The following is a 19,820-nucleotide window of genomic DNA, read 5'->3' as shown; positions in this document are numbered from 1 at the left end:
CGGGGGCCTCGCCGGTGCCCGTCAGCCCGAGTAGGGCTCGGCCTTCAGGATCCTCACCGAGGCCTTCTTGCCGTTCGGCAGCTCGTACTCCGCGTCCTCGCCCACCTTGTGGCCGATGACACCGGTGCCCAGGGGGGACTGCGGGGAGTACGTCTCGACGTCGGCACTCGCGTACTCGCGCGACGCCAGGAGGAACGTCATGGTGTCGTCCTCGTCGCCGTCGAAGGCGATGGTCACCACCATGCCGGGCGCGACGGCGCCGTCCGCGGACGCCGGCGCCTCGCCGACCTTGGCGTTCTCGAGGAGCTGGGTCAGCTGGCGCACACGGAGCTCCTGCTTGCCCTGCTCCTCCTTGGCCGCGTGGTACCCGCCGTTCTCGCGCAGGTCGCCCTCCTCGCGCGCGGCCGCGATCTTGGCGGCGATCTCCGTGCGCGCAGGACCAGACAGGTACTCCAGCTCGGCCTTGAGCTGGTTGTACGCCTCCTGGGTCAGCCAGGTGACGTTCTCGCTGGTCTGGGTCACAGGTGCTCCTCGTCGGTACTGGGAATACAAAGCATCGCCCTACCCCGAAGCATGTTCCTTCATGGAAGGGCGAAACCACGAGCCTAACAATTCAACGGCGAAAGGGGGAGGACATAAGCCACCAGAATCACGTCAACGCAGGTCAGCGCCTACGTATTCCGGCTGACCTCAGTCGGCGTGGCAGCCCAGCAGCTCCGCCGTGGTGCCCCGGGCCGTGGTGCGGAGCGTGACGATCCGGTCGATCTGGGTCGCCGAACCGGTGAAACGGAAGTCCGCCCGGCCCACCTCGGAGCCGTCCGCCGCCTGGGAGCGCAGCGTGCAGTACCCGGAGGCGCCGGCGTCCTTGTGGACCTCCAGATGCACCTTGACCGCGTCGGCGGAGGCGTCGAAGGTGACGACCTGGGCGCTGATCTTGTTCTGCACGACGTAGTGGTAGGCCAGGTAGCCGACGAGGACCAGCACCAGGGCGCCCAGGACCGCGCCGGCGACCTTGAGCTTGCGGTCGGCGCGCGCGTCCGAGGAGCGGCCGTAGCGGCCCTCGGGCAGCCGCGTGCTCGCGGTACTCATGATCGTCCTCCTGGCCGGAACCACCCCCGGATCCGGCACAACCCGGACCCCGGAATTATTCGCCCCCCGATTCGGTCACTATAGAAGCCGCCGAATGCCCCCGGGCTGCCGGGGCGCCGACTTACTGAGGATTGAGTCTTGACTGACCAGCTGCGACTGATGGCCGTCCACGCCCACCCCGACGACGAGTCGAGCAAGGGCGCGGCGACCATGGCGAAGTACGTGTCCGAGGGGGTGGACGTGCTGGTCGTGACCTGCACGGGCGGGGAGCGCGGCTCCATCCTCAACCCCAAGCTGCAGGGCGACAAGTACATCGAGGAGCACATCCACGAGGTACGCAAGAAGGAGATGGACGAGGCCCGCGAGATCCTCGGCGTCAAGCAGGAGTGGCTCGGCTTCGTCGACTCCGGCCTGCCCGAGGGCGACCCGCTGCCGCCGCTGCCCGAGGGCTGCTTCGCCCTGGAGGACGTCGACAAGGCGGCCGGCGAGCTGGTCCGCAAGATCCGCGCCTTCCGCCCGCAGGTGATCACCACCTACGACGAGAACGGCGGCTACCCGCACCCCGACCACATCATGACCCACAAGATCTCCATGGTGGCCTTCGAGGGCGCGGCCGACCCCGAGAAGTACCCCGAGGCCGAGTACGGCCCCGTGTACCAGCCGCTGAAGCTCTACTACAACCAGGGCTTCAACCGCCCCCGCACCGAGGCGCTGCACAACGCCCTCCTGGAGCGCGGCATGGAGTCCCCGTACGGGGACTGGCTCAAGCGGTGGAGCGAGTTCGAGCGCGCCGAGCGCACCCTGACCACGCACATCCCGTGCGCGGAGTTCTTCGAGATCCGCGACAAGGCGCTGATCGCGCACGCCACCCAGATCGACCCGGACGGCGGCTGGTTCAAGGTGCCGCTCGACCTCCAGAAGGAGGTCTGGCCGACCGAGGAGTACGAGCTCGCGAAGTCCCTCGTCGACACCTCCCTCCCCGAGGACGACCTCTTTGCGGGCATCCGCGACAATGCCTGACATGAGCGCAAGCCTGGCACTGACGCACCTCGTCCCCCTCGCCAAGGAGGTCGACGAGAACAAGGTCACCCCCGGCGTCCTCGGCTTCATCGTCTTCGCGGTGATGGCCCTGGCGGTCTGGGGCCTGATGAAGTCCATGAACAAGCACATGCAGAAGGTCGACTTCAAGGAACCCAAGGAGTCCCCGGCGGCCGGGGCCGACGCGGGGACCTCCGCGGCCGACACCAAGAGCTGACCGGCGTCACCCCGCGCCCGGCACCGGCACCCCCATCACCTCACGGGCGTGCCGGCCGGGCACCATGCCCAGCCGCCAGGCCTGCCAGCCGGACTCCAGGCTCACGCCGCGCTCCAGGAGCAGCCCGTACGCCGTGACGTACCCGGTCAGCTTCTCGTCGCGCAGCGGGTGCCCGGCGCGGGCGAGCTGCGCCAGGTCCTCCTGGGCGACCGCGGTCCCGACCTCCGTCCCGCCGGGCGCGGCGTAGGGGAGCAGGGTGCAGCGCAGGAAGCGCGCCCAGTCCTCGCCGCGGCGGTCGCCGTACGACGCGAACAGGGCGACCGCCTCGTCGCACAGGTCCAGCGCCTGCCCGGTGCGGGCGTTGCCGGCGTCCACGACGGCCAGCTCCAGACAGGTCCACGCCTCGCCGTGGGCGACGCCGATCCGCTGGAAGTCGGCGCGGGCGTCGACGAGCAGCTGCCGGGCGAAGCCGGAGTTGCGCAGCGAGCCGGTCTGCGCGGCCCGCTGGTCACGGGTGGCCCGGGCCGAGTGGTGCCGGGCACAGGCCAGGCCGTACACGTCCCGCATCCGGGAGAACATCGTCCGCGAGCGCTCCAGCTCACGCACCGCCCGGTCCAGGTCGCCCGCCTCCTCAAGCGCCTGGCCCAGGTAGTACACGGTCCACGCCTGCCCCCGCGCGTCCTCGTTGTCCCGGTGCCGGGCCGCGGCCGCGCGCAGCCCGTCCACCGCCGGGGAGGTGTCACCGGCCACCAGCCGGGCCCGCGCCAGCTGGGTCAGCGCCCACGCCTCACCCCGGGCGTCCCGGGTACGGCCGTAACGGTCCAGTGCCGCGCCCAGCTCCCCCTCCGCCCGCGGCACGTCCCCCAGCCGCAGCGCCAGCTGCCCCAGCTGGAAGTGCGCCCACGCCTCGCCGTGCACCGAACCGCCCTCGCGGTGCAGGACCAGCGAACGGGTGAGCAGGTCCAGGGCCTCCGGCAGCCGGGCCCGGTCGCGCTGCACCGCCGCCAGCGCGTGCATCGTCCACGCCCGGTCGGTGGCCAGCTCCGGGGCCGCCTGGAGGTCCAGTGCCTCCTGGAGCCTGGCCGCCGCCTCGGTCAGCTGGCCCTGGTGGTGCAGGGTGATCCCGAGCGAACACAGCGCGCGGGCCGCGCCGGCGTCGTGGTGCGCCTCCCGGTAGAGGTCGACGACCGAGGCGAGGGTGGTGCGGGCCTTGTCCAGCTCGCCCAGCTGACGGGCCGCGATACCCGTGCGCCACTGCACGGAACGGACCATCAGCCCCTGGTCCACGCTCTGCGCCAGCTCACTGATCTCGCCCAGCCGGTACAGGTCACCCCGCAGCAGGCAGTAGTCGCACAGGGCGCCCAGCAGGTTCTGCACGGCCGCCCGGTCGACCCCCTCGGCGTGCCGAAGCGCCGCCGTGATGAAACTCGACTCGTCGTCCAGCCAGCGCAGCGCCTCGTCGAGCGAGGTGAAGCCGTGCGGGCTGAACCGGTCCGAACGCGTCGACATGTTGCCGTCGACCAGACGCAGCACGGAGTCCGCGAGCTCCGCGTAGTTCACGATCAGCCGCTCCTGCGCGGCCGTACGGTCGGCCGGCTCCTCCTCGTCCACGAGGCGGGCCTGCGCGAACGAGCGGACCAGGTCGTGCAGCCGGTAGCGGCTGCCGCGGACATGGTCGATCAGACCGGCCCCCGCCAGCGCCACCAGCTGACGGGTCGCCTCCGCCTCGTCCGTGCCCAGCAGAGCGGCCGCGGCCGCCGCGCCGAGCGAGGCCCGGCCCGCCAGCGCCAGCCTCCTCAGCAGCCGGCGCCCCGTCTCCGACTGGTCCGTGTAACGCAGCCACAACGCCCGCTCCACCGGCTCCACCGGCCCGTACGCGCCGAGATCCGCGGCCAGCCGGGCCGGTGAACGCGACCCCGGCGACGCCCCCGACCCCAGCGACGACCCCGCGATCCGCAGCGCCAGCGGCAGCCCGCCGCACAACTCCCGGATCCGCTCCGCCGACTGCGCGTCGTACGGCCCCGCCGCGTCCTGCGCCGCCGCGTCGAGCAGCTCCTCCGCGCCCGCCGCGTCCAGCGCGGTCACCGGCAACCGGTGCACCCAGGCCGGCAGATCGGCCGGCAGGTCCAGCTCCTCCCGGGCGGTCACCAGGACCAGGCTGTCGGAACGCTCCGGGACCAGCGTGCGCACCTGCTCGGCGTCGGAGGCGTCGTCCAGCACGATCACCACCGGCAGACCCGTGAGGTGCTGGTGGTACAACTCGCCCAGCCTTTTGACCTGCTGGTCCGGTGAGGAACGCTCACGGAACAGCAACTGCTCACGCGGCGCGCCCAGCCGGTTGAGCAGATGCAGCAGGGCGTCCCTGGTGGACAGCGGCGGCTCGTCCCCGCTGCCCCCGCGCAGATCCACCACCACCGCCCCCCGGAAGAGATCCTTCAACTCGTGGGTGGCCCGCACCGCCAGCGCCGTACGGCCGGAGCCGGGCTCACCGTGCAGGACGACGACCGCCGGACGGGTCTCCGAGGCGGCCCGCGCGGCCTGCGCCCACTGCCGGATCCGCGCCAGCTCCTGCTGTCGGCCGGCGAACGGCCCCGCCGGGGCCGGGAGCTGACCGAACGACTGCTGCAACACCGTTCGCCTGCGGGCCGCCGCGCTCTTGTCCGTGCCGCGCAGCCCCGGGCCCTGCTTCTTCGGTCCCGTGGCGGCACTGAGCACCCGCTGCTGGTCGAGGAACGGACGGATGCCGCGCACCTCCAGCGCGGTCAGCCACTGCAGCCGCAACTGCTCGGGCCCCCCGGGCTGCCCGGCCGCACCGGCGCGATGGTGGGCGGCCGGCAGATGGGAACCGGCGACCTTGACGACGGTGGCGACGGCGCCGGCCACCCCGACGACCACACCCGCACCGAACGCCGTGCCCGCCCCGGTGCCCAGGGAGAGGTCGGCGACGGTGGCGGCGACTGCCGCGACGGCCGCGACCAGCAGGGGAGTTGTGCCGCCCTCGCGCGCGTACCGCTGGCCGAAGCTCTGCCGGCCCGCCTCCGTCTCGTCCAGCGCGTCGGTGTACGACGCGTACTCCTCGGCGGCCGACTGCGCCATGGTCTCCAGGCCGGCGCGTGCGCGGGACAGGAGCAGCTGCCCGTCGACGCGCCCGCCGGAGCGGCGGACCTCCTCCTCCACGGCCCGTACCAGCAGCCGGTCGGCCTCCGCCCGATGGGCGTCCCGCATGTCCCGTCCCCCTCCCGCGGCAACTCCGTTGCCTACGAGTGTCCTTCGGGGGAGGCGAAGTGGCGAGAGGGCCTGATCATCCCGGGCCCGTCAGCCCCGGACGACGGATTCGCCCTGCCGTCCCTTGGACAACGCGAGGAACACGCACGCCACGGCCAGACCCGCCTCCGCCACCGCGCTCGCGAGTGCCTCCACCAGCGCCCGGCCCACCGGCGACGTCGTTATGTCGAACCACGCGTCCAGGACGGCCACCGACGCCGTCGCCGAGGCGGTGAGGCGGGCCCGGGCGTCGCCGAGCAGCCCCAGCACCGCCGTCGCCGCGCAGCCGGCCGCCATCAGCACGTCGAGGCCGATCCACGCCAGTGACCAGTGGTGCACCTCGGTGCTGGCCGGCAACGTCACGGCCAGCACCACCATCCAGGGCACGAGCAGCACGGCGGAAGAGCCGAGCAGGATCAGTGCCCACCGCTTCGTCCGTTTCATCAGCCGCGCCCTCGTCGTCGTCACCCCTGCCAACGTGATCGCCCCCCGCCTTGTTCCGTCCATCGGTTGTCCCGCCCGTGGCGGTCCATTCCGCATGCCCCCACGCTAGACCGCAGAGAAAGTTCTGCAAAGAAAATTCGGCAGACATCGGGGACGGCTCAGGGTTCTCAGGGTTACCGTGACCGCATGACCGACGGCACGCCCGAGACGCCCGAGCCGACCAGCCTGGAGCGCACCGCCCTCTACAAGTCGCTCGGCAACCCGCTGCGCCGCCGCATCCTCGACTACCTCGGCCGGCACGGTGAGGCCAACTCCACCGTGCTCGCCCGCGAACTCGGCGAGAGTTCCGGCACCACCAGCTACCACCTGCGCAAACTCGCCGAGCAGCGGCTCATCGAGGAGATCCCGGAGAAGTCGGCGGGCCGCGAGCGCTGGTGGCGGAGCCTGCCCTTCAGCCACACCATGCCCGACCCGGCGACCATGACCCACGAGGAGCACGCCGCGGCCGAACAACTCGCCCTGCTGAAGATCGAGCTGGACACCCGGCTGTTCCGCCGCGCCCACCGGGAATACCGGGGCCCGGACGGCTGGGCCCAGGTCCAGCGCACCGGCACCTGGATGACCAAGGACGACCTCCACGCCTTCGTCCGCGCCTACCAGGACCTCCTGGACCGCTACGGCCACCCCGACGACGCCGTCCCCGAGGGGGCACGCCGCATCAACGTGCGCTTCTACGCGGCCCCGGACGCCGAAGGTGAGCCGAGCGGCGGATCGGCCGACCACTGATCTGCTGCGTGCCCCGGTGACCTGGAGGACCCTCGATCGTTCTTGTGGACGTCGAGCTGGAAATCGAATGGGGGGCCAGTGAACGACCTTGTCGCGTATCGGGGGACCGGACTGATCCCGGTCGCTTCGTATGCCCGTACCTCCGAGGACTTCCGTCAGCGGGACGGGCACGGAGTTCGCCACCAGTTGCGGATCAATGAGCGGACCGCCCGGCAGCAGGGGTGTCGAGTCGTCGCTGTCTATGCCGACAACGGGCTCAGTGCCAGTCGGCCTGGAGTGGCGAGACCCGGATTCGACCGCATGCTCGGTGATCTGCTCCGTGGGAGCACCTCGGACGGCCAGGAGATCCGCGGGGTGGTCTGCGTCGCGGACGATCGGCTCTATCGCCGTCCGGAGGACTTCTCCCGGTTCTACGCGTCGCTCACCGCGCGAGAAGGACGCGTCTACGTGGACCCGCGGGGTGTCCGGGACCCGTATTCGCAGGAAGGGCTGCTGCAGGCCGTGCGCTCTCTGGACGCTGCCGTCACGGAGACACGGGTCAGAAGCCAGAGGATCACGAACTGGCACTGGGCACGAGCCGTGGAAGGCGTCCCCCACAGCGGACCGCGGCCGTTCGGCTGGCAGGAGGACAGGATCACCTTGCACCCCTACGAGGCCGTGCTGGTGCAACGGGCGATCAGCGACCGCATCGGAGGCAAGGCGGTGCGCGCCATCGCCCGGGACTGGTGCGACCTCGGTGTCACCGGGACCCGCGGAGGCAGGCCCAACGCGCAGACCGTCACGCAGATCATCACAGCGCCCAGGGTGTGCGGCTACAGAGCCAACAAAGGTGTGCTCCTGCTGGTTCCCGGCACGACACGGCCGGTACCGGGGCAGTGGGCGCCCATTGTGCCGCCCGAACGGTGGCAGGCGGTGTGCGCGACCTTTTCGCCGGGCAGCTTGTACCTGCACAGGGGAAGTGGTGCTCCGAGGCTCACCGAGGAAAGGGCGAAGCCTCGCCGTATCGGTTCGGGTCTTCTGCGATGCGGTAGCCAGCGGTCCGACGGTACGGAGTGCCGCGGTGCCATGAGTGCACAGAAGGGAAGAAGCAAGCGGAGCCCGTACGTCTACACGTGCCGCTCGTGCAGCCGGTGCAGCATCAGCGGGCCGCTGGCGGACGAGGCCCTGGAGCGACTCCTGTTTTCCGCTGCGCCGGAGCACGCCAGGCTCTCGGAAACCGTGCGCCGACGCTGGACGGGCGGCGACATGGACGTGGACGAGAAGCGCCGCGCCCTCAGGTCCGTACTGGCCTGCTGCGTCGTCCGACCGGGAGTGAAGGGAAACCCGTCCTGGGATCACACCCGTGTGCAACCCGTGTTCCGACGCGTGGTGGGTGAGAGCCCGTAGCGGACCCAGTGGGGGAGGATGGGAGTATGCCGAACCGACTGGCTCACGAGACGTCCCCCTATCTTCTTCAGCACGCCGACAACCCCGTCGACTGGTGGCCCTGGTCGGAGGAGGCGTTTCACGAGGCGCGGCGGCGAGGCGTTCCGGTACTGCTCAGCGTCGGCTATTCCAGTTGCCACTGGTGCCATGTCCTCGCGCGCGAGAGCTTCGAGGACCGGGCCACCGCCGACTTCCTGAACGAGCACTTCGTCAGCGTCAAGGTCGACCGGGAGGAGCGGCCCGACGTGGACGCCGTCTACATGGAGGCCGTGCAGGCCGCCACCGGGCAGGGCGGCTGGCCCATGACCGTCTTCCTCACCCCCGACGCCGAACCCTTCTACTTCGGGACCTACTTCCCGCCCGCCCCCCGGCACGGCATGCCCTCCTTCCGGCAGGTGCTGGAAGGGGTGCGGAGTGCCTGGGCCGACCGGCGGGACGAGGTCGCCGAGGTCGCCGGGAAGATCGTCCGCGACCTCGCCCAGCGCGAGATCAGCCACCAGGGCTCCCGGCCGCCCGGCGAGCAGGAACTCGCCCAGGCCCTGCTCGGCCTCACCCGCGAGTACGACCCGCAGCGCGGCGGGTTCGGCGGCGCCCCCAAGTTCCCGCCGTCCATGGTCATCGAGTTCCTGCTGCGCCACCACGCCCGCACCGGTGCCGACGGCGCCCTCCAGATGGCCGCGGACACCTGCGAGCGCATGGCCCGCGGCGGCCTCTACGACCAGCTCGGCGGCGGCTTCGCCCGCTACTCCGTCGACCGCGACTGGGTCGTGCCGCACTTCGAGAAGATGCTCTACGACAACGCCCTGCTGTGCCGTGCGTACGCCCACCTGTGGCGGGCCACCGGATCGGAGCTCGCCCGCCGGGTCGCCCTGGAGACCGCCGACTTCATGGTCCGCGAACTGCGCACCGGCGAGGGCGGCTTCGCCTCCGCCCTCGACGCCGACAGCGACGACGGGACCGGCAGGCACGTCGAGGGCGCGTACTACGTCTGGACCCCCGCGCAGCTGCGCGAGGTCCTCGGCGACGACGCGGACCTGGCCGCCCAGTACTTCGGCGTCACCGCGGAGGGCACCTTCGAGCACGGCCAGTCCGTCCTCCAGCTCCCGCAGCAGGAAGGCGTGTTCGACGCGGAGAAGACCGAGTCCGTGAAGCGCCGGCTGCTCGCGGCGCGGGCCGCCCGCCCCGCCCCCGGCCGGGACGACAAGGTCGTCGCCGCCTGGAACGGCCTCGCCGTCGCCGCGCTCGCCGAGACCGGCGCCTACTTCGACCGCCCCGACCTGGTCGAGGCCGCCGTCGGCGCCGCGGATCTCCTCGTACGACTGCACCTGGACGACCACGCCCGCCTGACCCGCACCAGCCGGGACGGCCGGGCCGGTGCCAACGCGGGGGTGCTGGAGGACTACGGCGACGTCGCCGAAGGGTTCCTCGCCCTCGCGTCCGTGACCGGCGAGGGCGTCTGGCTGGACTTCGCCGGCCTGCTGCTCGACCAGGTCCTGGCCCGCTTCACCGACCCGGAGAACGGCGCCCTGTACGACACCGCGTCGGACGCCGAGCAGCTCATCCGCAGGCCCCAGGACCCGACCGACAACGCCGCCCCCTCCGGCTGGACCGCCGCCGCGGGCGCCCTGCTGGGCTTCGCCGCCCACACCGGCTCCGAGCCCCATCGCACCGCCGCGGAGCGGGCGTTGGGTGTCGTCAGGACGCTCGGGCCGCGGGTGCCGCGGTTCGTCGGCTGGGGGCTCGCCGTCGCCGAGGCGCTGCTCGACGGGCCGCGCGAGGTCGCGGTCGTCGGGCCGGACGCGTCCGATCCGGCCACGGCCGCCCTGCACCGCACCGCGCTGCTCGGCACCGCGCCCGGCGCGGTCGTGGCGGTGGGGACCGTGGGCAGTGACGAGTTCCCGCTGCTCGCGGACCGGCCGCTGGTCGGCGGTGCGGCGGCCGCGTACGTCTGCCGGAACTTCACCTGTGACGCCCCGACCACCGACCCCGAGCGGCTCCGAGCGGCGCTCGGCGGCTGACGGCGGCGCCCGGCGGCCGGAAGGGCTCAGGCGAACTCGGCGAGGGCGCGGGCCACGATGGCCTCCAGCTGCTGGTGGTGCGCGCCCTTCCAGTAGGCGCGCCCGCACTCCTCGCACCGGGCGAAGACGTCGTACGACTTCTGCGTCCCGCCCTTGAGCTGCTCCGCCACCTCGTCCTTGGTCGCCGGGCGGAGCAGGCCGTTGCAGGCCGTGCAGCGGGTCCACGGGCGGAGGGCGGGGGCGAAGCGGGCCAGGACGTCGTGGAGCTGGTCGTCGGGGCTGGTGCTGTAGACGTAGGCGCCGGCCCAGAGTTCGCGGCGGCGCAGCAGGCCCCGGTCGCGGCTGAGCAGCACCCGCCGCTCGGCGGCCGAGCGGGCCGCGAGGGCCGGGTCGCCGATGTCGGTCGACTCGTACGCGGTGTCCACGCCGAGCAGGCGCAGGCGGCGGGCCAGGGTGCCGAGGTGCACGTCGAGGAGGAAGCGCAGCGGGGCGCCGGGGACCGGCTGGGGGCGGCCGACCGGGTGTACGGTCACCCGCTCGCCGTCCGCCGGGATGTGGCCGACGGCGACCTCGACGCCGTCCACCACCAGGGTGCCGACCTCGGTCAGCGGGACGCCCAGGGACTCGATCACGTGGCCGAGGGTGGAGACTCCGTCGACGGCGAGCGGATGGCTGCCGGCGCGGCGGGCGTGCGGGACGAACAAGGCCAGCTCGGGGGCGACTTCGACGTGGATCTCGGCGGCGTTCACGTGGTCAGGATGGCACGCGGGCGGCGGTGACCTCAGTGGTTTTCCGGGGGCAGGCCGTGTCCGATGACGTTCAGGGCGCGGTCGACGAGGGTGTCGAAGTCGGCCTCGTGGCCGTTCTCGGCCCAGTACATCGAGGTCTCCATGAGACCGCCGATGATCGACATGGCGTAGACCCGGACCTCCAGGCTGTCCGGGTCGCGGCCGGTGCGCTCGCCGATGGCCCGGCAGAGCATGCGGCCGGTGGCCGACATGCTCTCCAGCATCCGCGAACGCACCGCGGGGACCTCGGTCATCAGCCTGGTGCGGAGCCGGGAGACCCGCAGGGGCTCCTTCATGCCCAGCTGGACCGCCCGGTGCAGCACGTACCGGAGGGAGTCCGGCCACGGTTCGTCGGCGGGCCGGGTCCGGAGCTCCTCCAGCATGAGCGGGTCGTACTCGTCCGTGAGGACGATGTCCTCCTTGGTGGGGAAGTACCGGAAGACGGTGGACGGCGACACCTCGGCCCGCTCGGCGATCTGCTCGACCGTCGTGGCGTCGTACCCCTGCTCCTCGACCAGCGCGTACGTCGCGGAGCGGATCGCCTCGCGGGTCTTGATCTTCTTGCGTTCGCGCAGTCCGAGCCGGGGGTTGTCGGCGGCGGGGGAGGAGGTGTCTGGTGCCGTCATGCCGGTCATTCTCCGGCATCGACCGTGGTGGGGGCCACGGCCGGGGTGTCACCCCCCTCGGTGCGGCTCATGGCGCCGGGTGCGTCGGGCAGCAGGGCGGCGGCCAGCAGCGCGGTCACGAGCGCGGCGATCCCGCAGACCAGCAGGACCAGGCCCATGCCGTGCACGTAGGAGGCGTTCGCGGAGTCGGCCAGACGGGCCGAGCCGGTCCGTACGGCGACCAGGTGGGCGGCGACCACCGACTCGCCGGCGGTGTGGCCGAGCGGGGCGGGCAGACCGGTGGTGTCCAGGCGGTCGCGGAAGGCGCCGGCCAGCAGGCTGCCGAGGAAGGCGATGCCGATGGCGCCGCCGACCTGGCGCTGGGTCATCAGCAGGCCGGAGCCGCTGCCGGCCCGGTCGGCGGGCAGGGCGCCGAGCGCGCCGTCCATCGACGGGACGACGGAGAAGCCGAAACCGAGGCCCGCCGTGGAGAGCCACAGCGCGGTGAAGCCGTAGCCGTCGTGGACGCTCGTACGGCTGCCGAGGAGGGCGGCGAAGGCGAGGACGACCAGGCCCGCGGAGACCACCGCGCGGGCTCCGAAGCGTGCCACGAGGGGCTGGGCGCCACGGGCGGCGACCATCAGGCCGCCCATCATGGGCAGCATGCGCAGGCCGGTGCCGAAGGCGTCGTTGCCGAGGACCGCCTGGAGGTAGGGCGGCAGGACGAACATCAGGCCGGAGAGGACGAACATCACGAGGGTGGCGGCCAGCGTGTTCAGCAGGAAGCCGCGACGGGTGAGCAGCTCCATGTCGAGCATGGGGCGCTCGACCCGGCGTTCGCGCACCACCAGGGTCCCGATGAGGACCACGGCGAGCGCGAACAGGACGAGGACCAGCGGGTCGCCCCAGCCGCGGTCGGGGGCCTCGATGATGGCGTAGACCAGGGCGCCGAGGCCGGTCGCGGTGAGCACGGTGGACAGCGCGTCGACCTTCGGGGAGGCGGGGTCGCTGGTCTCGGGGAGCAGGAAGACGCAGGCGGCGACGCCGATCGCGGTCATCGGCACGTTGATCAGGAAGACCGAACCCCACCAGAAGTGGTTGAGCAGCCAGCCGCCGACGAGGGGGCCGAGCGGCAGACCGAGCGCGGAGGCGGCGGAGACGACGCCGACGGCCCGGGTGCGCTCGCCCGGTCCGAACAGCGAGGGCAGCACGGACATCGCCAGCGGCATCACCAGGGCCGCGCCGACGCCCATCACCGTGCGGGCGGCGATCACCTGGGGTACGTCGTCGGCGAGGGCGCCGGCCACGGAGCCGGCGAGGAAGACCACGAGGCCGGTGACGAGCATCCGGCGGCGGCCGAAGCGGTCGCCGAGCAGACCGGCCGGGAGCATCAGGGCGGCGAAGACGATGACGTAGGAGTCGGCCATCCACTGCTGCGCGCTGGTGGTGGCGCCGAGCTGTCCGGCCATGGTCGGCAGCGCCACGTTGAGGATCGTCGTGTCGAAGCCGAGCACCAGCATGCTCGCGACCAGGGCCCCCAGGGCCCACCAGCGGCGGGGGTCGGGACGCGTCTCGTCCGACGGAGTGACAGTAGACATGAAATGAGAGTAGCTCTCAAAATCTGGGTAGTGTCAATATGTAGCCGCTGTCAGACCATGAACCGGTGTCAGGGCGTGAAAAAGGCCACGGCTCGAAGAGCCGTGGCCTTGCGGGGAGGGCGGTGGGGCTATGCGTGCTGGTACGCCACCAGGGAGATGCCCACGTAGTGGACGGCGAACGCGGCCAGCGTGAGCGAGTGGAAGACCTCGTGGAACCCGAAGTAGCGCGGTGACGGGTTCGGGCGCTTGATGCCGTAGATCACGCCGCCCGCGCTGTAGAGCAGGCCGCCGACGACCACCAGGACCAGCACGGCGATGCCGCCGGTGCGCATGAAGTCGGGCAGGAAGAAGACCGCCGCCCAGCCCATCGCTATGTAGCAGGGCGTGTACAGCCAGCGGGGTGCGCCGACCCAGAACACCCGGAAGACGATGCCCGCGGCCGCCGCGCCCCAGATGCTCCACAGCAGCCACCGGCCCTTCGTCCCCGGCAGCAGGAGCAGGGTCAGGGGCGTGTAGGTGCCCGCGATGATCAGGAAGATGTTCGCGTGGTCGAGTCTGCGCAGGATGCCGTCCATGCGCGGGCTCCAGTCGCCCCGGTGGTACAGCGCGCTGACGCCGAACAGCAGGCATGCCGTCAGCACGTAGATCCCGCAGGCGACACGGCCGCGCGGGGAGTCGGCGAGGGCGGTGAGGACGAGACCCGCTATGAGTACGGCCGGGAACATGCCCAGGTGCAGCCAGCCACGCAGCTTGGGCTTGACCTGTTGCGACAGTGAGGAGAGCGCGGCGGGACCGCGGCCGGCGGCCGGCGAGTCCGTGGGCGCATCGGGGACGGACGCAGTCATGCCTCGCATCGTACCTACGGAACCGTAGGTTACGCGTCAGTCCCGGTCGGTGTGCCAGGCACAGTGGCCATCGTCTCACGCGCCCCCCGGGTGTGGGCGGACGCGGGCAAAAAGATCTCCAGTCGAACTCCACGTGGACGCAAAGAAACGCCGGAAAACACGGAAACCGTGGCCTTCCTCACGTCGCTCATCTGTGACTCCCTCTGGACAGATGGGAGATCGAGTCGGAGGATCAAATGAGTGCGGTCGGCACCGGATGAGCGGCTACGAAGCATCCGGGTCGCAGCCCCCACGGGGCAACAAGGCCTTCCAGCAAGGCCACAAGATCCAAAATCCCTCATTTAGGAGCAATCGTGGCGCGCGACATCGCGGCTCCCCCCGTCATCCCCACCCACCATCAGGAACTGATCTCGTGGGTCAACGAGATCGCCGAACTGACCCAGCCGGACAGCGTGGTCTGGTGTGACGGATCCGAGGCCGAGTACGAGCGACTGGCAGAGGAGCTCGTGGCGAAGGGCACCTTCAAGAAGCTCGACCCGATCAAGCGCCCCCACTCGTACTACGCGGCCTCCGACCCGACCGATGTCGCCCGGGTCGAGGACCGCACGTTCATCTGCTCCGAGCAGGAGAAGGACGCGGGCCCGACCAACCACTGGAAGGATCCCGCCGAGATGCGCGAGATCTTCTCCGGTGAGAAGGGCCTGTTCCGCGGCTCGATGAGGGGCCGGACGATGTACGTCGTCCCGTTCTGCATGGGCCCGCTCGGCTCTCCGCTCTCCGCGCTCGGCGTCGAGATCACCGACTCCGCGTACGTCGCGGTCTCCATGCGCACCATGACGCGCATGGGCCAGGCGGTCCTCGACGAACTCGGCGACGACGGCTTCTTCGTGAAGGCCGTGCACACCCTCGGCGCCCCGCTGGAGCCGGGCCAGGACGACGTCCCGTGGCCCTGCAACAGCACCAAGTACATCTCGCACTTCCCCGAGTCGCGCGAGATCTGGTCGTACGGCTCCGGCTACGGCGGCAACGCCCTGCTCGGCAAGAAGTGCTACGCCCTGCGCATCGCCTCCGTCATGGCGCGCGACGAGGGCTGGCTGGCCGAGCACATGCTGATCCTCAAGCTCACCCCTCCCCAGGGCGAGTCCAAGTACGTCGCCGCCGCCTTCCCGAGCGCCTGCGGCAAGACCAACCTCGCCATGCTGGAGCCCACCGTCTCCGGCTGGACCGTGGAGACGATCGGCGACGACATCGCCTGGATGCGGTTCGGCGAGGACGGCCGCCTCTACGCGATCAACCCCGAGGCCGGCTTCTTCGGTGTCGCGCCCGGCACCGGTGAGCACACCAACGCCAACGCCATGAAGACGCTGTGGGGCAACGCGGTCTTCACGAACGTCGCGCTCACCGACGACGACGACGTCTGGTGGGAGGGCATGACGGAGGAGCTCCCGGCCCACCTGACCGACTGGAAGGGCAACGACTGGACGCCGGACTCCGAGACCCCGGCCGCCCACCCCAACGCCCGCTTCACCGTGCCCGCCGCGCAGTGCCCGATCATCGCGCCGGAGTGGGAGGACCCCAAGGGCGTGCCGATCTCGGCGATCCTCTTCGGCGGCCGCCGTGCCAGCGCGGTCCCGCTGGTGACGGAGTCCTTCGACTGGAACCACGGCGTCTTCCTCGGCGCCAACGTGGCCTCCGAGAAGACCGCCGCCGCCGAGGGCAAGGTCGGCGAACTGCGCCGCGACCCGTTCGCGATGCTGCCGTTCTGCGGCTACAACATGGGCGACTACATGGCCCACTGGATCGACGTGGCCAAGGACAAGGACCAGTCCAAGCTGCCGAAGATCTACTACGTCAACTGGTTCCGCAAGGACGACGAGGGCAAGTTCGTCTGGCCCGGCTTCGGCGAGAACTCCCGGGTCCTGAAGTGGATCGTGGAGCGGCTGGACGGCAAGGCGGACGGTGTGGAGACGCCGATCGGCGTGCTGCCCACCCGCGACGCCCTCGACACCGACGGGCTCGACCTGTCCGACAGCGACCTCGACTTCCTGCTGACCGTCGACAAGGAGGTCTGGCGCGAGGAGGCCTCGCTGGTCCCGGACCACCTCAACACCTTCGGCGAGCACACCCCGAAGGAGCTGTGGGACGAGTACCGGGCGCTGGTCGAACGCCTGGGCTGAGCCCGCAAGACTCCGCGGCCGGTCCGGATGTGCCCTGACCAGCGATCGTCACGACCGGCCGCGGTGTGAACCGGCGAGGCCGCGCACAACGGCGTGTGCGGCCGACAGGCCTGCCGCCACCCGGCTCCGTCCGCCCCGACGGAGCCGGGGGCGGCAGGCCTTCGCCTGTTTCCTCAGCCGCCCCTCTCCTCCAGGTGGCGGGTATGCGTCTCCTGGCGTCTGACCTCGGCGTCCCGCAAGGCCGACGCCAGGTGCTCCGCCTCCTCCCTGAGGACGGTGAGCTGGCGTTCCAGGTGCCGTTCCGGCGGCTTCTGGCCCGGCGTCAGACGCGTCCACCACCGCGTCCGTACGAAGCTGTCGACCGCCTCCGGGAGGTCCTGGCGAACGATCCGGGACAGGGTGTGCACGCCCTCCGTCGCGGTCGGCGGCAGGTCCACCTCGGCCAGGTATCCGGCCGGCTTGCCGAAGTCCTCGCGCACCGCGCCTAACCGCGCCGAGAGTGTCGGGAAGTCCGGCAGCGGCGGACGCTCCGGCGGGGCGACGAGCGCGCCCGCGCCGTACGGGCCCGCCACCACCGGCCAGTAGGGCCCCGCCGCACTGAACGGGCGGTGACCGGCCGATCCCGGTATGCAACCGGAATCAGAACTTCCGTCCGTGGTAGGCGGGCGGCCCGCCGGGTACTCGGTCCGTCCAGAGAGGAGTTGGTGAGCGCATGGCGCAGGGTGACGACTTCTACAGCCAGGACCGACCGGAGAACCCGAGCCTGGCGGAGGACCGTCCGCGCGGCGGCGGTCCCGAGGACCGGCCGGTCACCGGGCACCGGCATGTGTGGATCTGGTGGCTGGTGGCGGCGGCGGTGATCCTGGTCCTGCTGGTCGTCTTCTGGTTCTGAGGACGAGGTGGCAACCCGGTCCGCGCGCCGCTTCTGTGCGCGCGGACCGGGGCCGTTCGAGGGGCGGCGCGGTACGGGGGTCAGCCCGCCGTCGTGAGTTCCGCCGCCGCCGTGTGCGCGTCCATGCGCTCCGCCGCGAGGATCGCCGCCGCGGTGTCCGCCCGGGAGGCGGCGACCACCAGGGCGCGGCCCGCCAGTGCGTGGGCGCGCTCGTGCAGCGCGGCGGGCCGCCGGCCCGCCGTCTGGGCCGTGCGGGCCGGGGTGCGTCCGCCCCGCAGCCGGGTCACCTGCTCGGCCAGCCGGGTCGCGGCGGCGTCGAGGTCGGCGGACGGCGTGAGGGCACGCAGCTCGTCCGTGACGGCGAGCAGTGCCGCGAGGTGTCCCGCGAGCTGGATGTCCAGCTCCTCCTCGCGGGTGCGGTGCGGGAAGTCCGAGGGTGTGTCGGCCATCGTGCTGTGCACCGACTTGCTGCGGATCGGCTCATACATGGGAGATGGCCTCCTGTGTCCTGTCAGGAAGCCATCCTAGCTTAGATCTCGTCTAAAGTTGACCCGGTTCACGGACGGTGGTCCGGTGGCTACGGCTGGCCGTACCCCTCCAGGAACCGTCCGATCCTGGTGATCGCGTCCCGCAGGTCGCCGACCGACGGCAGGGTCACCACCCGGAAGTGGTCCGGCTCCGGCCAGTTGAACCCGCTGCCCTGGACGACCATGATCTTCTCCTGCCGCAGCAGGTCCAGGACCATCTGCCGGTCGTCCTTGATCTTGAAGACCTGCGGGTCGAGGCGCGGGAAGAGGTAGAGGGCGCCCTTGGGGCGTACGCAGCTCACGCCCGGGATCTGGGTGAGCAGGTCGTAGGCGAGGTCCACCTGCTCCTTCAGTCGCCCGCCCGGCAGGACCAGGTCCTTGATGGACTGCCGGCCGCTGAGCGCGGCCACCACCCCGTGCTGCCCCGGCATGTTGGCGCACAGCCGCATGTTCGCGAGGATCGTCAGACCCTCCAGGTAGGAGTCGGCGTGCGCGCGGGGCCCGGAGACGGACATCCAGCCGACTCGGTAGCCCGCCACCCGGTACGCCTTGGACATGCCGTTGAAGGTGAGTGTGAGCAGGTCGGGGGCGACGGCGGCGGTCGGCGTGTGGGTGGCACCGTCGTAGAGGATCTTGTCGTAGATCTCGTCCGAGCAGACCAGCAGGTTGTGCCGGCGGGCGATGTCGGTCAGGCCCTTCAGCATCGCCTCGTCGTACACCGCGCCCGTCGGGTTGTTCGGGTTGATGATGACGATCGCCCTGGTGCGGTCGGTGACCTTGCGCTCGATGTCGGCGAGGTCCGGCATCCAGTCCGCCTGCTCGTCGCAGCGGTAGTGCACGGCCGTGCCGCCGGAGAGCGAGACGGCGGCGGTCCACAGCGGGTAGTCCGGCGCCGGTACGAGCACCTCGTCGCCGTCGTCGAGCAGCCCCTGCATCGCCATCACGATCAGCTCGGAGACGCCGTTGCCGATGAAGACGTGCTCGACGTCGGTCTCGATGCCGATGGTCTGGTTGTGCATGACGACCGCCCGGCGGGCGGCCAGCAGGCCCTTGGCGTCGCCGTAGCCGTGCGCGGTGGAGACGTTGCGGAGGATGTCCTCCAGGATCTCCGGCGGGCACTCGAAGCCGAAGGCGGCGGGGTTCCCGGTGTTCAGCTTGAGGATGCGGTGTCCCGCCGCCTCAAGCCGCATCGCCTCCTCGAGAACCGGGCCGCGGATCTCGTAACAGACATTGGCGAGCTTGGTCGACTGGATCACCTGCATGTCGGTGAGCTTACGGCCCGGTAACGCCCGCCGGGCCGTGTTTCCCACCACGTGAGACACGGACGAGGGACATGGGGGACACCTCGGAAGGCGGCGCTTTGGCCTGTTATCGCCGGTAGCTGTCTCAAAGCAGCCTGCTCTCCCTACAATCCGCGTCCATGCCGAGACCTGCCGAGAACGACGAGACGGGGGCGCCCAGCGTCTACCAGCCCCAGGGCGAGCCGGCCCCGGTGTACGAGGAGTACCCGGATCCGGCGTCCGCGCACGGCTGGCTCAACGCCTACGACGAGACACGCGAGCTGCCCAGGGTCGCGCCGGCCGCACCGCCGCCGGGCCGGGCGGAGCGGCGCCGGGCGGCAGCCGGCCGACGGCCGCGACGCAGGGCGGCGGCCGTCGGGGCGATCGGCGCCGCGTCCGTGGCCGCGCTGCTCGCAGGCGTCGCCCTGACCTCGTCCTCCTCCGGCGGCGGCACGCACGGCGAACAGGACCGTACGGAGCGTGCGCCGGCCGCGTCGTCCGCCCCGGCGCAGGGGGCGAGCCCGGCGGTCACGTCCGCCGCGCCGTCACCGGAGTCGGCCGCGCCCGCCGCGGTGACGCCGTCGGCCGGAGCCGCCACGTCGGCGGCGGGAGCGCCCACGGCCACCGCGGCGCCCTCGGCCACGGTCCCCGCGCCGGGGGCCGGCACCACCCCCGGCGCGCGTCCCGCGCCCACGCCATCCCCCACCGGCGCGACCCCGACCGCGTCCCCCGGCTACGGGGGGCACGGGTGGGGCCACGGGAGGGGCGGCGGCCGGTCCCACTGAGGCGCGACCGGGGGCCGGCCCGCGGAGTGCGTACCGCTTGCC

Annotated in this window: 19 protein-coding genes; 8 read left to right on the top strand and 11 right to left on the bottom strand. The window is 71.7% G+C overall.

Annotated features, from left to right (window positions below; translation table 11 throughout):
- Positions 1–21: 21 nt before the first annotated feature.
- A complete protein-coding gene (gene greA, locus AB0G52_RS25305; RefSeq protein WP_132891242.1) occupies positions 22–522 on the bottom strand; it encodes a transcription elongation factor GreA in 501 nt (166 codons plus the stop codon).
- A 168-nt stretch (positions 523–690) separates the two neighbouring features.
- A complete protein-coding gene (locus AB0G52_RS25300; protein WP_132891241.1) occupies positions 691–1,089 on the bottom strand; it encodes a DUF4307 domain-containing protein in 399 nt (132 codons plus the stop codon).
- A 138-nt stretch (positions 1,090–1,227) separates the two neighbouring features.
- Between AB0G52_RS25300 and mca the strand changes: the two genes are divergently transcribed.
- Together mca and AB0G52_RS25290 are read left to right on the top strand one after the other, a co-directional pair.
- The gene (gene mca / locus AB0G52_RS25295) at positions 1,228–2,109 is read left to right on the top strand and encodes a mycothiol conjugate amidase Mca (protein WP_361338847.1); all 882 of its coding nucleotides are present in this window, start codon (positions 1,228–1,230) and stop codon (positions 2,107–2,109) included.
- Positions 2,102–2,344 (top strand): hypothetical protein, encoded by a 243-nt coding sequence (locus tag AB0G52_RS25290; protein ID WP_361338844.1) that lies wholly within the window; start codon positions 2,102–2,104, stop codon positions 2,342–2,344. The genes mca and AB0G52_RS25290 overlap by 8 nt, the downstream gene beginning before the upstream one ends.
- Before the next feature lie 6 nt (positions 2,345–2,350).
- Here AB0G52_RS25290 and AB0G52_RS25285 read toward each other — a convergent pair whose 3' ends face one another.
- A complete protein-coding gene (locus AB0G52_RS25285) occupies positions 2,351–5,569 on the bottom strand; it encodes a tetratricopeptide repeat protein (protein WP_361338841.1) in 3,219 nt (1,072 codons plus the stop codon).
- A 90-nt stretch (positions 5,570–5,659) separates the two neighbouring features.
- Entirely contained in the window at positions 5,660–6,076 is a 417-nt protein-coding gene (locus AB0G52_RS25280) for a hypothetical protein (RefSeq protein ID WP_132891237.1), read from the bottom strand.
- A gap of 162 nt (positions 6,077–6,238) precedes the next feature.
- On the opposite strand from AB0G52_RS25280, the gene AB0G52_RS25275 reads away from it, so the two are divergent.
- From AB0G52_RS25275 to AB0G52_RS25265, 3 genes are all read left to right on the top strand, one after another.
- The gene (locus AB0G52_RS25275) at positions 6,239–6,838 is read left to right on the top strand and encodes a helix-turn-helix domain-containing protein (RefSeq protein WP_361338838.1); all 600 of its coding nucleotides are present in this window, start codon (positions 6,239–6,241) and stop codon (positions 6,836–6,838) included.
- Positions 6,839–6,916: 78 nt separating this feature from the next.
- Positions 6,917–8,224 carry a recombinase family protein gene (locus AB0G52_RS25270; protein WP_132891235.1) on the top strand — a complete coding sequence of 436 codons (1,308 nt, stop codon included), beginning with the start codon at positions 6,917–6,919 and terminating at the stop codon, positions 8,222–8,224.
- A 26-nt stretch (positions 8,225–8,250) separates the two neighbouring features.
- Entirely contained in the window at positions 8,251–10,281 is a 2,031-nt protein-coding gene (locus AB0G52_RS25265; protein ID WP_361338835.1) for a thioredoxin domain-containing protein, read from the top strand.
- A 26-nt stretch (positions 10,282–10,307) separates the two neighbouring features.
- On the opposite strand, the gene AB0G52_RS25260 is transcribed toward AB0G52_RS25265, so the two are convergent.
- The 4 genes from AB0G52_RS25260 to AB0G52_RS25245 form a co-directional block, all read right to left on the bottom strand.
- A complete protein-coding gene (locus tag AB0G52_RS25260; RefSeq protein ID WP_132891233.1) occupies positions 10,308–11,030 on the bottom strand; it encodes a Mut7-C RNAse domain-containing protein in 723 nt (240 codons plus the stop codon).
- 32 nt (positions 11,031–11,062) lie between these two features.
- Complete coding sequence (locus AB0G52_RS25255; protein ID WP_132891232.1) at positions 11,063–11,695, bottom strand: TetR/AcrR family transcriptional regulator; 633 nt, start codon at positions 11,693–11,695, stop codon at positions 11,063–11,065.
- A 5-nt stretch (positions 11,696–11,700) separates the two neighbouring features.
- Entirely contained in the window at positions 11,701–13,272 is a 1,572-nt protein-coding gene (locus tag AB0G52_RS25250; protein WP_361338831.1) for an MFS transporter, read from the bottom strand.
- A 128-nt stretch (positions 13,273–13,400) separates the two neighbouring features.
- Positions 13,401–14,117, bottom strand: a complete 717-nt coding sequence (locus AB0G52_RS25245; RefSeq protein ID WP_132891230.1) for a hemolysin III family protein — start codon at positions 14,115–14,117, stop codon at positions 13,401–13,403.
- 353 nt (positions 14,118–14,470) lie between these two features.
- On the opposite strand from AB0G52_RS25245, the gene AB0G52_RS25240 reads away from it, so the two are divergent.
- Positions 14,471–16,294 (top strand): phosphoenolpyruvate carboxykinase (GTP), encoded by a 1,824-nt coding sequence (locus AB0G52_RS25240; RefSeq protein ID WP_361338828.1) that lies wholly within the window; start codon positions 14,471–14,473, stop codon positions 16,292–16,294.
- A 173-nt stretch (positions 16,295–16,467) separates the two neighbouring features.
- Here AB0G52_RS25240 and AB0G52_RS25235 read toward each other — a convergent pair whose 3' ends face one another.
- Positions 16,468–16,923, bottom strand: coding sequence for a hypothetical protein (locus AB0G52_RS25235; protein ID WP_361338926.1), 456 nt, complete (start codon positions 16,921–16,923; stop codon positions 16,468–16,470).
- An 83-nt stretch (positions 16,924–17,006) separates the two neighbouring features.
- Here AB0G52_RS25235 and AB0G52_RS25230 point away from each other — a divergent pair, with 83 nt between their 5' ends.
- Positions 17,007–17,186 (top strand): hypothetical protein, encoded by a 180-nt coding sequence (locus AB0G52_RS25230; protein ID WP_132891228.1) that lies wholly within the window; start codon positions 17,007–17,009, stop codon positions 17,184–17,186.
- Between the two features lie 80 nt (positions 17,187–17,266).
- Here AB0G52_RS25230 and AB0G52_RS25225 read toward each other — a convergent pair whose 3' ends face one another.
- Positions 17,267–17,674 carry a hypothetical protein gene (locus tag AB0G52_RS25225; RefSeq protein WP_132891227.1) on the bottom strand — a complete coding sequence of 136 codons (408 nt, stop codon included), beginning with the start codon at positions 17,672–17,674 and terminating at the stop codon, positions 17,267–17,269.
- Positions 17,675–17,763: 89 nt separating this feature from the next.
- Positions 17,764–18,975: a pyridoxal phosphate-dependent aminotransferase gene (locus tag AB0G52_RS25220; protein ID WP_132891226.1), complete on the bottom strand. Its 1,212-nt coding sequence runs from the start codon at positions 18,973–18,975 to the stop codon at positions 17,764–17,766.
- Positions 18,976–19,133: 158 nt separating this feature from the next.
- On the opposite strand from AB0G52_RS25220, the gene AB0G52_RS25215 reads away from it, so the two are divergent.
- A complete protein-coding gene (locus AB0G52_RS25215; protein ID WP_361338824.1) occupies positions 19,134–19,778 on the top strand; it encodes a hypothetical protein in 645 nt (214 codons plus the stop codon).
- Positions 19,779–19,820 lie beyond the last annotated feature (42 nt).

The organism is Streptomyces sp. NPDC021562 (assembly GCF_040640875.1).
GTDB lineage: Bacteria > Actinomycetota > Actinomycetes > Streptomycetales > Streptomycetaceae > Streptomyces.
Note: the sequence above shows the minus strand (reverse complement) of the source record. Positions and strands in the feature narration are given on the sequence as shown.

Excerpts from the sequence above, each read along its gene's own strand:
- AB0G52_RS25300 (WP_132891241.1), bottom strand. The coding sequence starts at position 1,089 with ATGAGTACCGCGAGCACGCGGCTGCCCGAGGGCCGCTACGGCCGCTCC.
- AB0G52_RS25290 (WP_361338844.1), top strand. The coding sequence starts at position 2,102 with ATGCCTGACATGAGCGCAAGCCTGGCACTGACGCACCTCGTCCCCCTC.
- AB0G52_RS25285 (WP_361338841.1), bottom strand. The coding sequence starts at position 5,569 with ATGCGGGACGCCCATCGGGCGGAGGCCGACCGGCTGCTGGTACGGGCC.
- AB0G52_RS25275 (WP_361338838.1), top strand. The coding sequence starts at position 6,239 with ATGACCGACGGCACGCCCGAGACGCCCGAGCCGACCAGCCTGGAGCGC.
- AB0G52_RS25265 (WP_361338835.1), top strand. The coding sequence starts at position 8,251 with ATGCCGAACCGACTGGCTCACGAGACGTCCCCCTATCTTCTTCAGCAC.
- AB0G52_RS25255 (WP_132891232.1), bottom strand. The coding sequence starts at position 11,695 with ATGACGGCACCAGACACCTCCTCCCCCGCCGCCGACAACCCCCGGCTC.
- AB0G52_RS25250 (WP_361338831.1), bottom strand. The coding sequence starts at position 13,272 with ATGTCTACTGTCACTCCGTCGGACGAGACGCGTCCCGACCCCCGCCGC.
- AB0G52_RS25245 (WP_132891230.1), bottom strand. The coding sequence starts at position 14,117 with ATGACTGCGTCCGTCCCCGATGCGCCCACGGACTCGCCGGCCGCCGGC.
- AB0G52_RS25230 (WP_132891228.1), top strand. The coding sequence starts at position 17,007 with ATGGCGCAGGGTGACGACTTCTACAGCCAGGACCGACCGGAGAACCCG.
- AB0G52_RS25225 (WP_132891227.1), bottom strand. The coding sequence starts at position 17,674 with ATGTATGAGCCGATCCGCAGCAAGTCGGTGCACAGCACGATGGCCGAC.
- AB0G52_RS25220 (WP_132891226.1), bottom strand. The coding sequence starts at position 18,975 with ATGCAGGTGATCCAGTCGACCAAGCTCGCCAATGTCTGTTACGAGATC.
- AB0G52_RS25215 (WP_361338824.1), top strand. The coding sequence starts at position 19,134 with ATGCCGAGACCTGCCGAGAACGACGAGACGGGGGCGCCCAGCGTCTAC.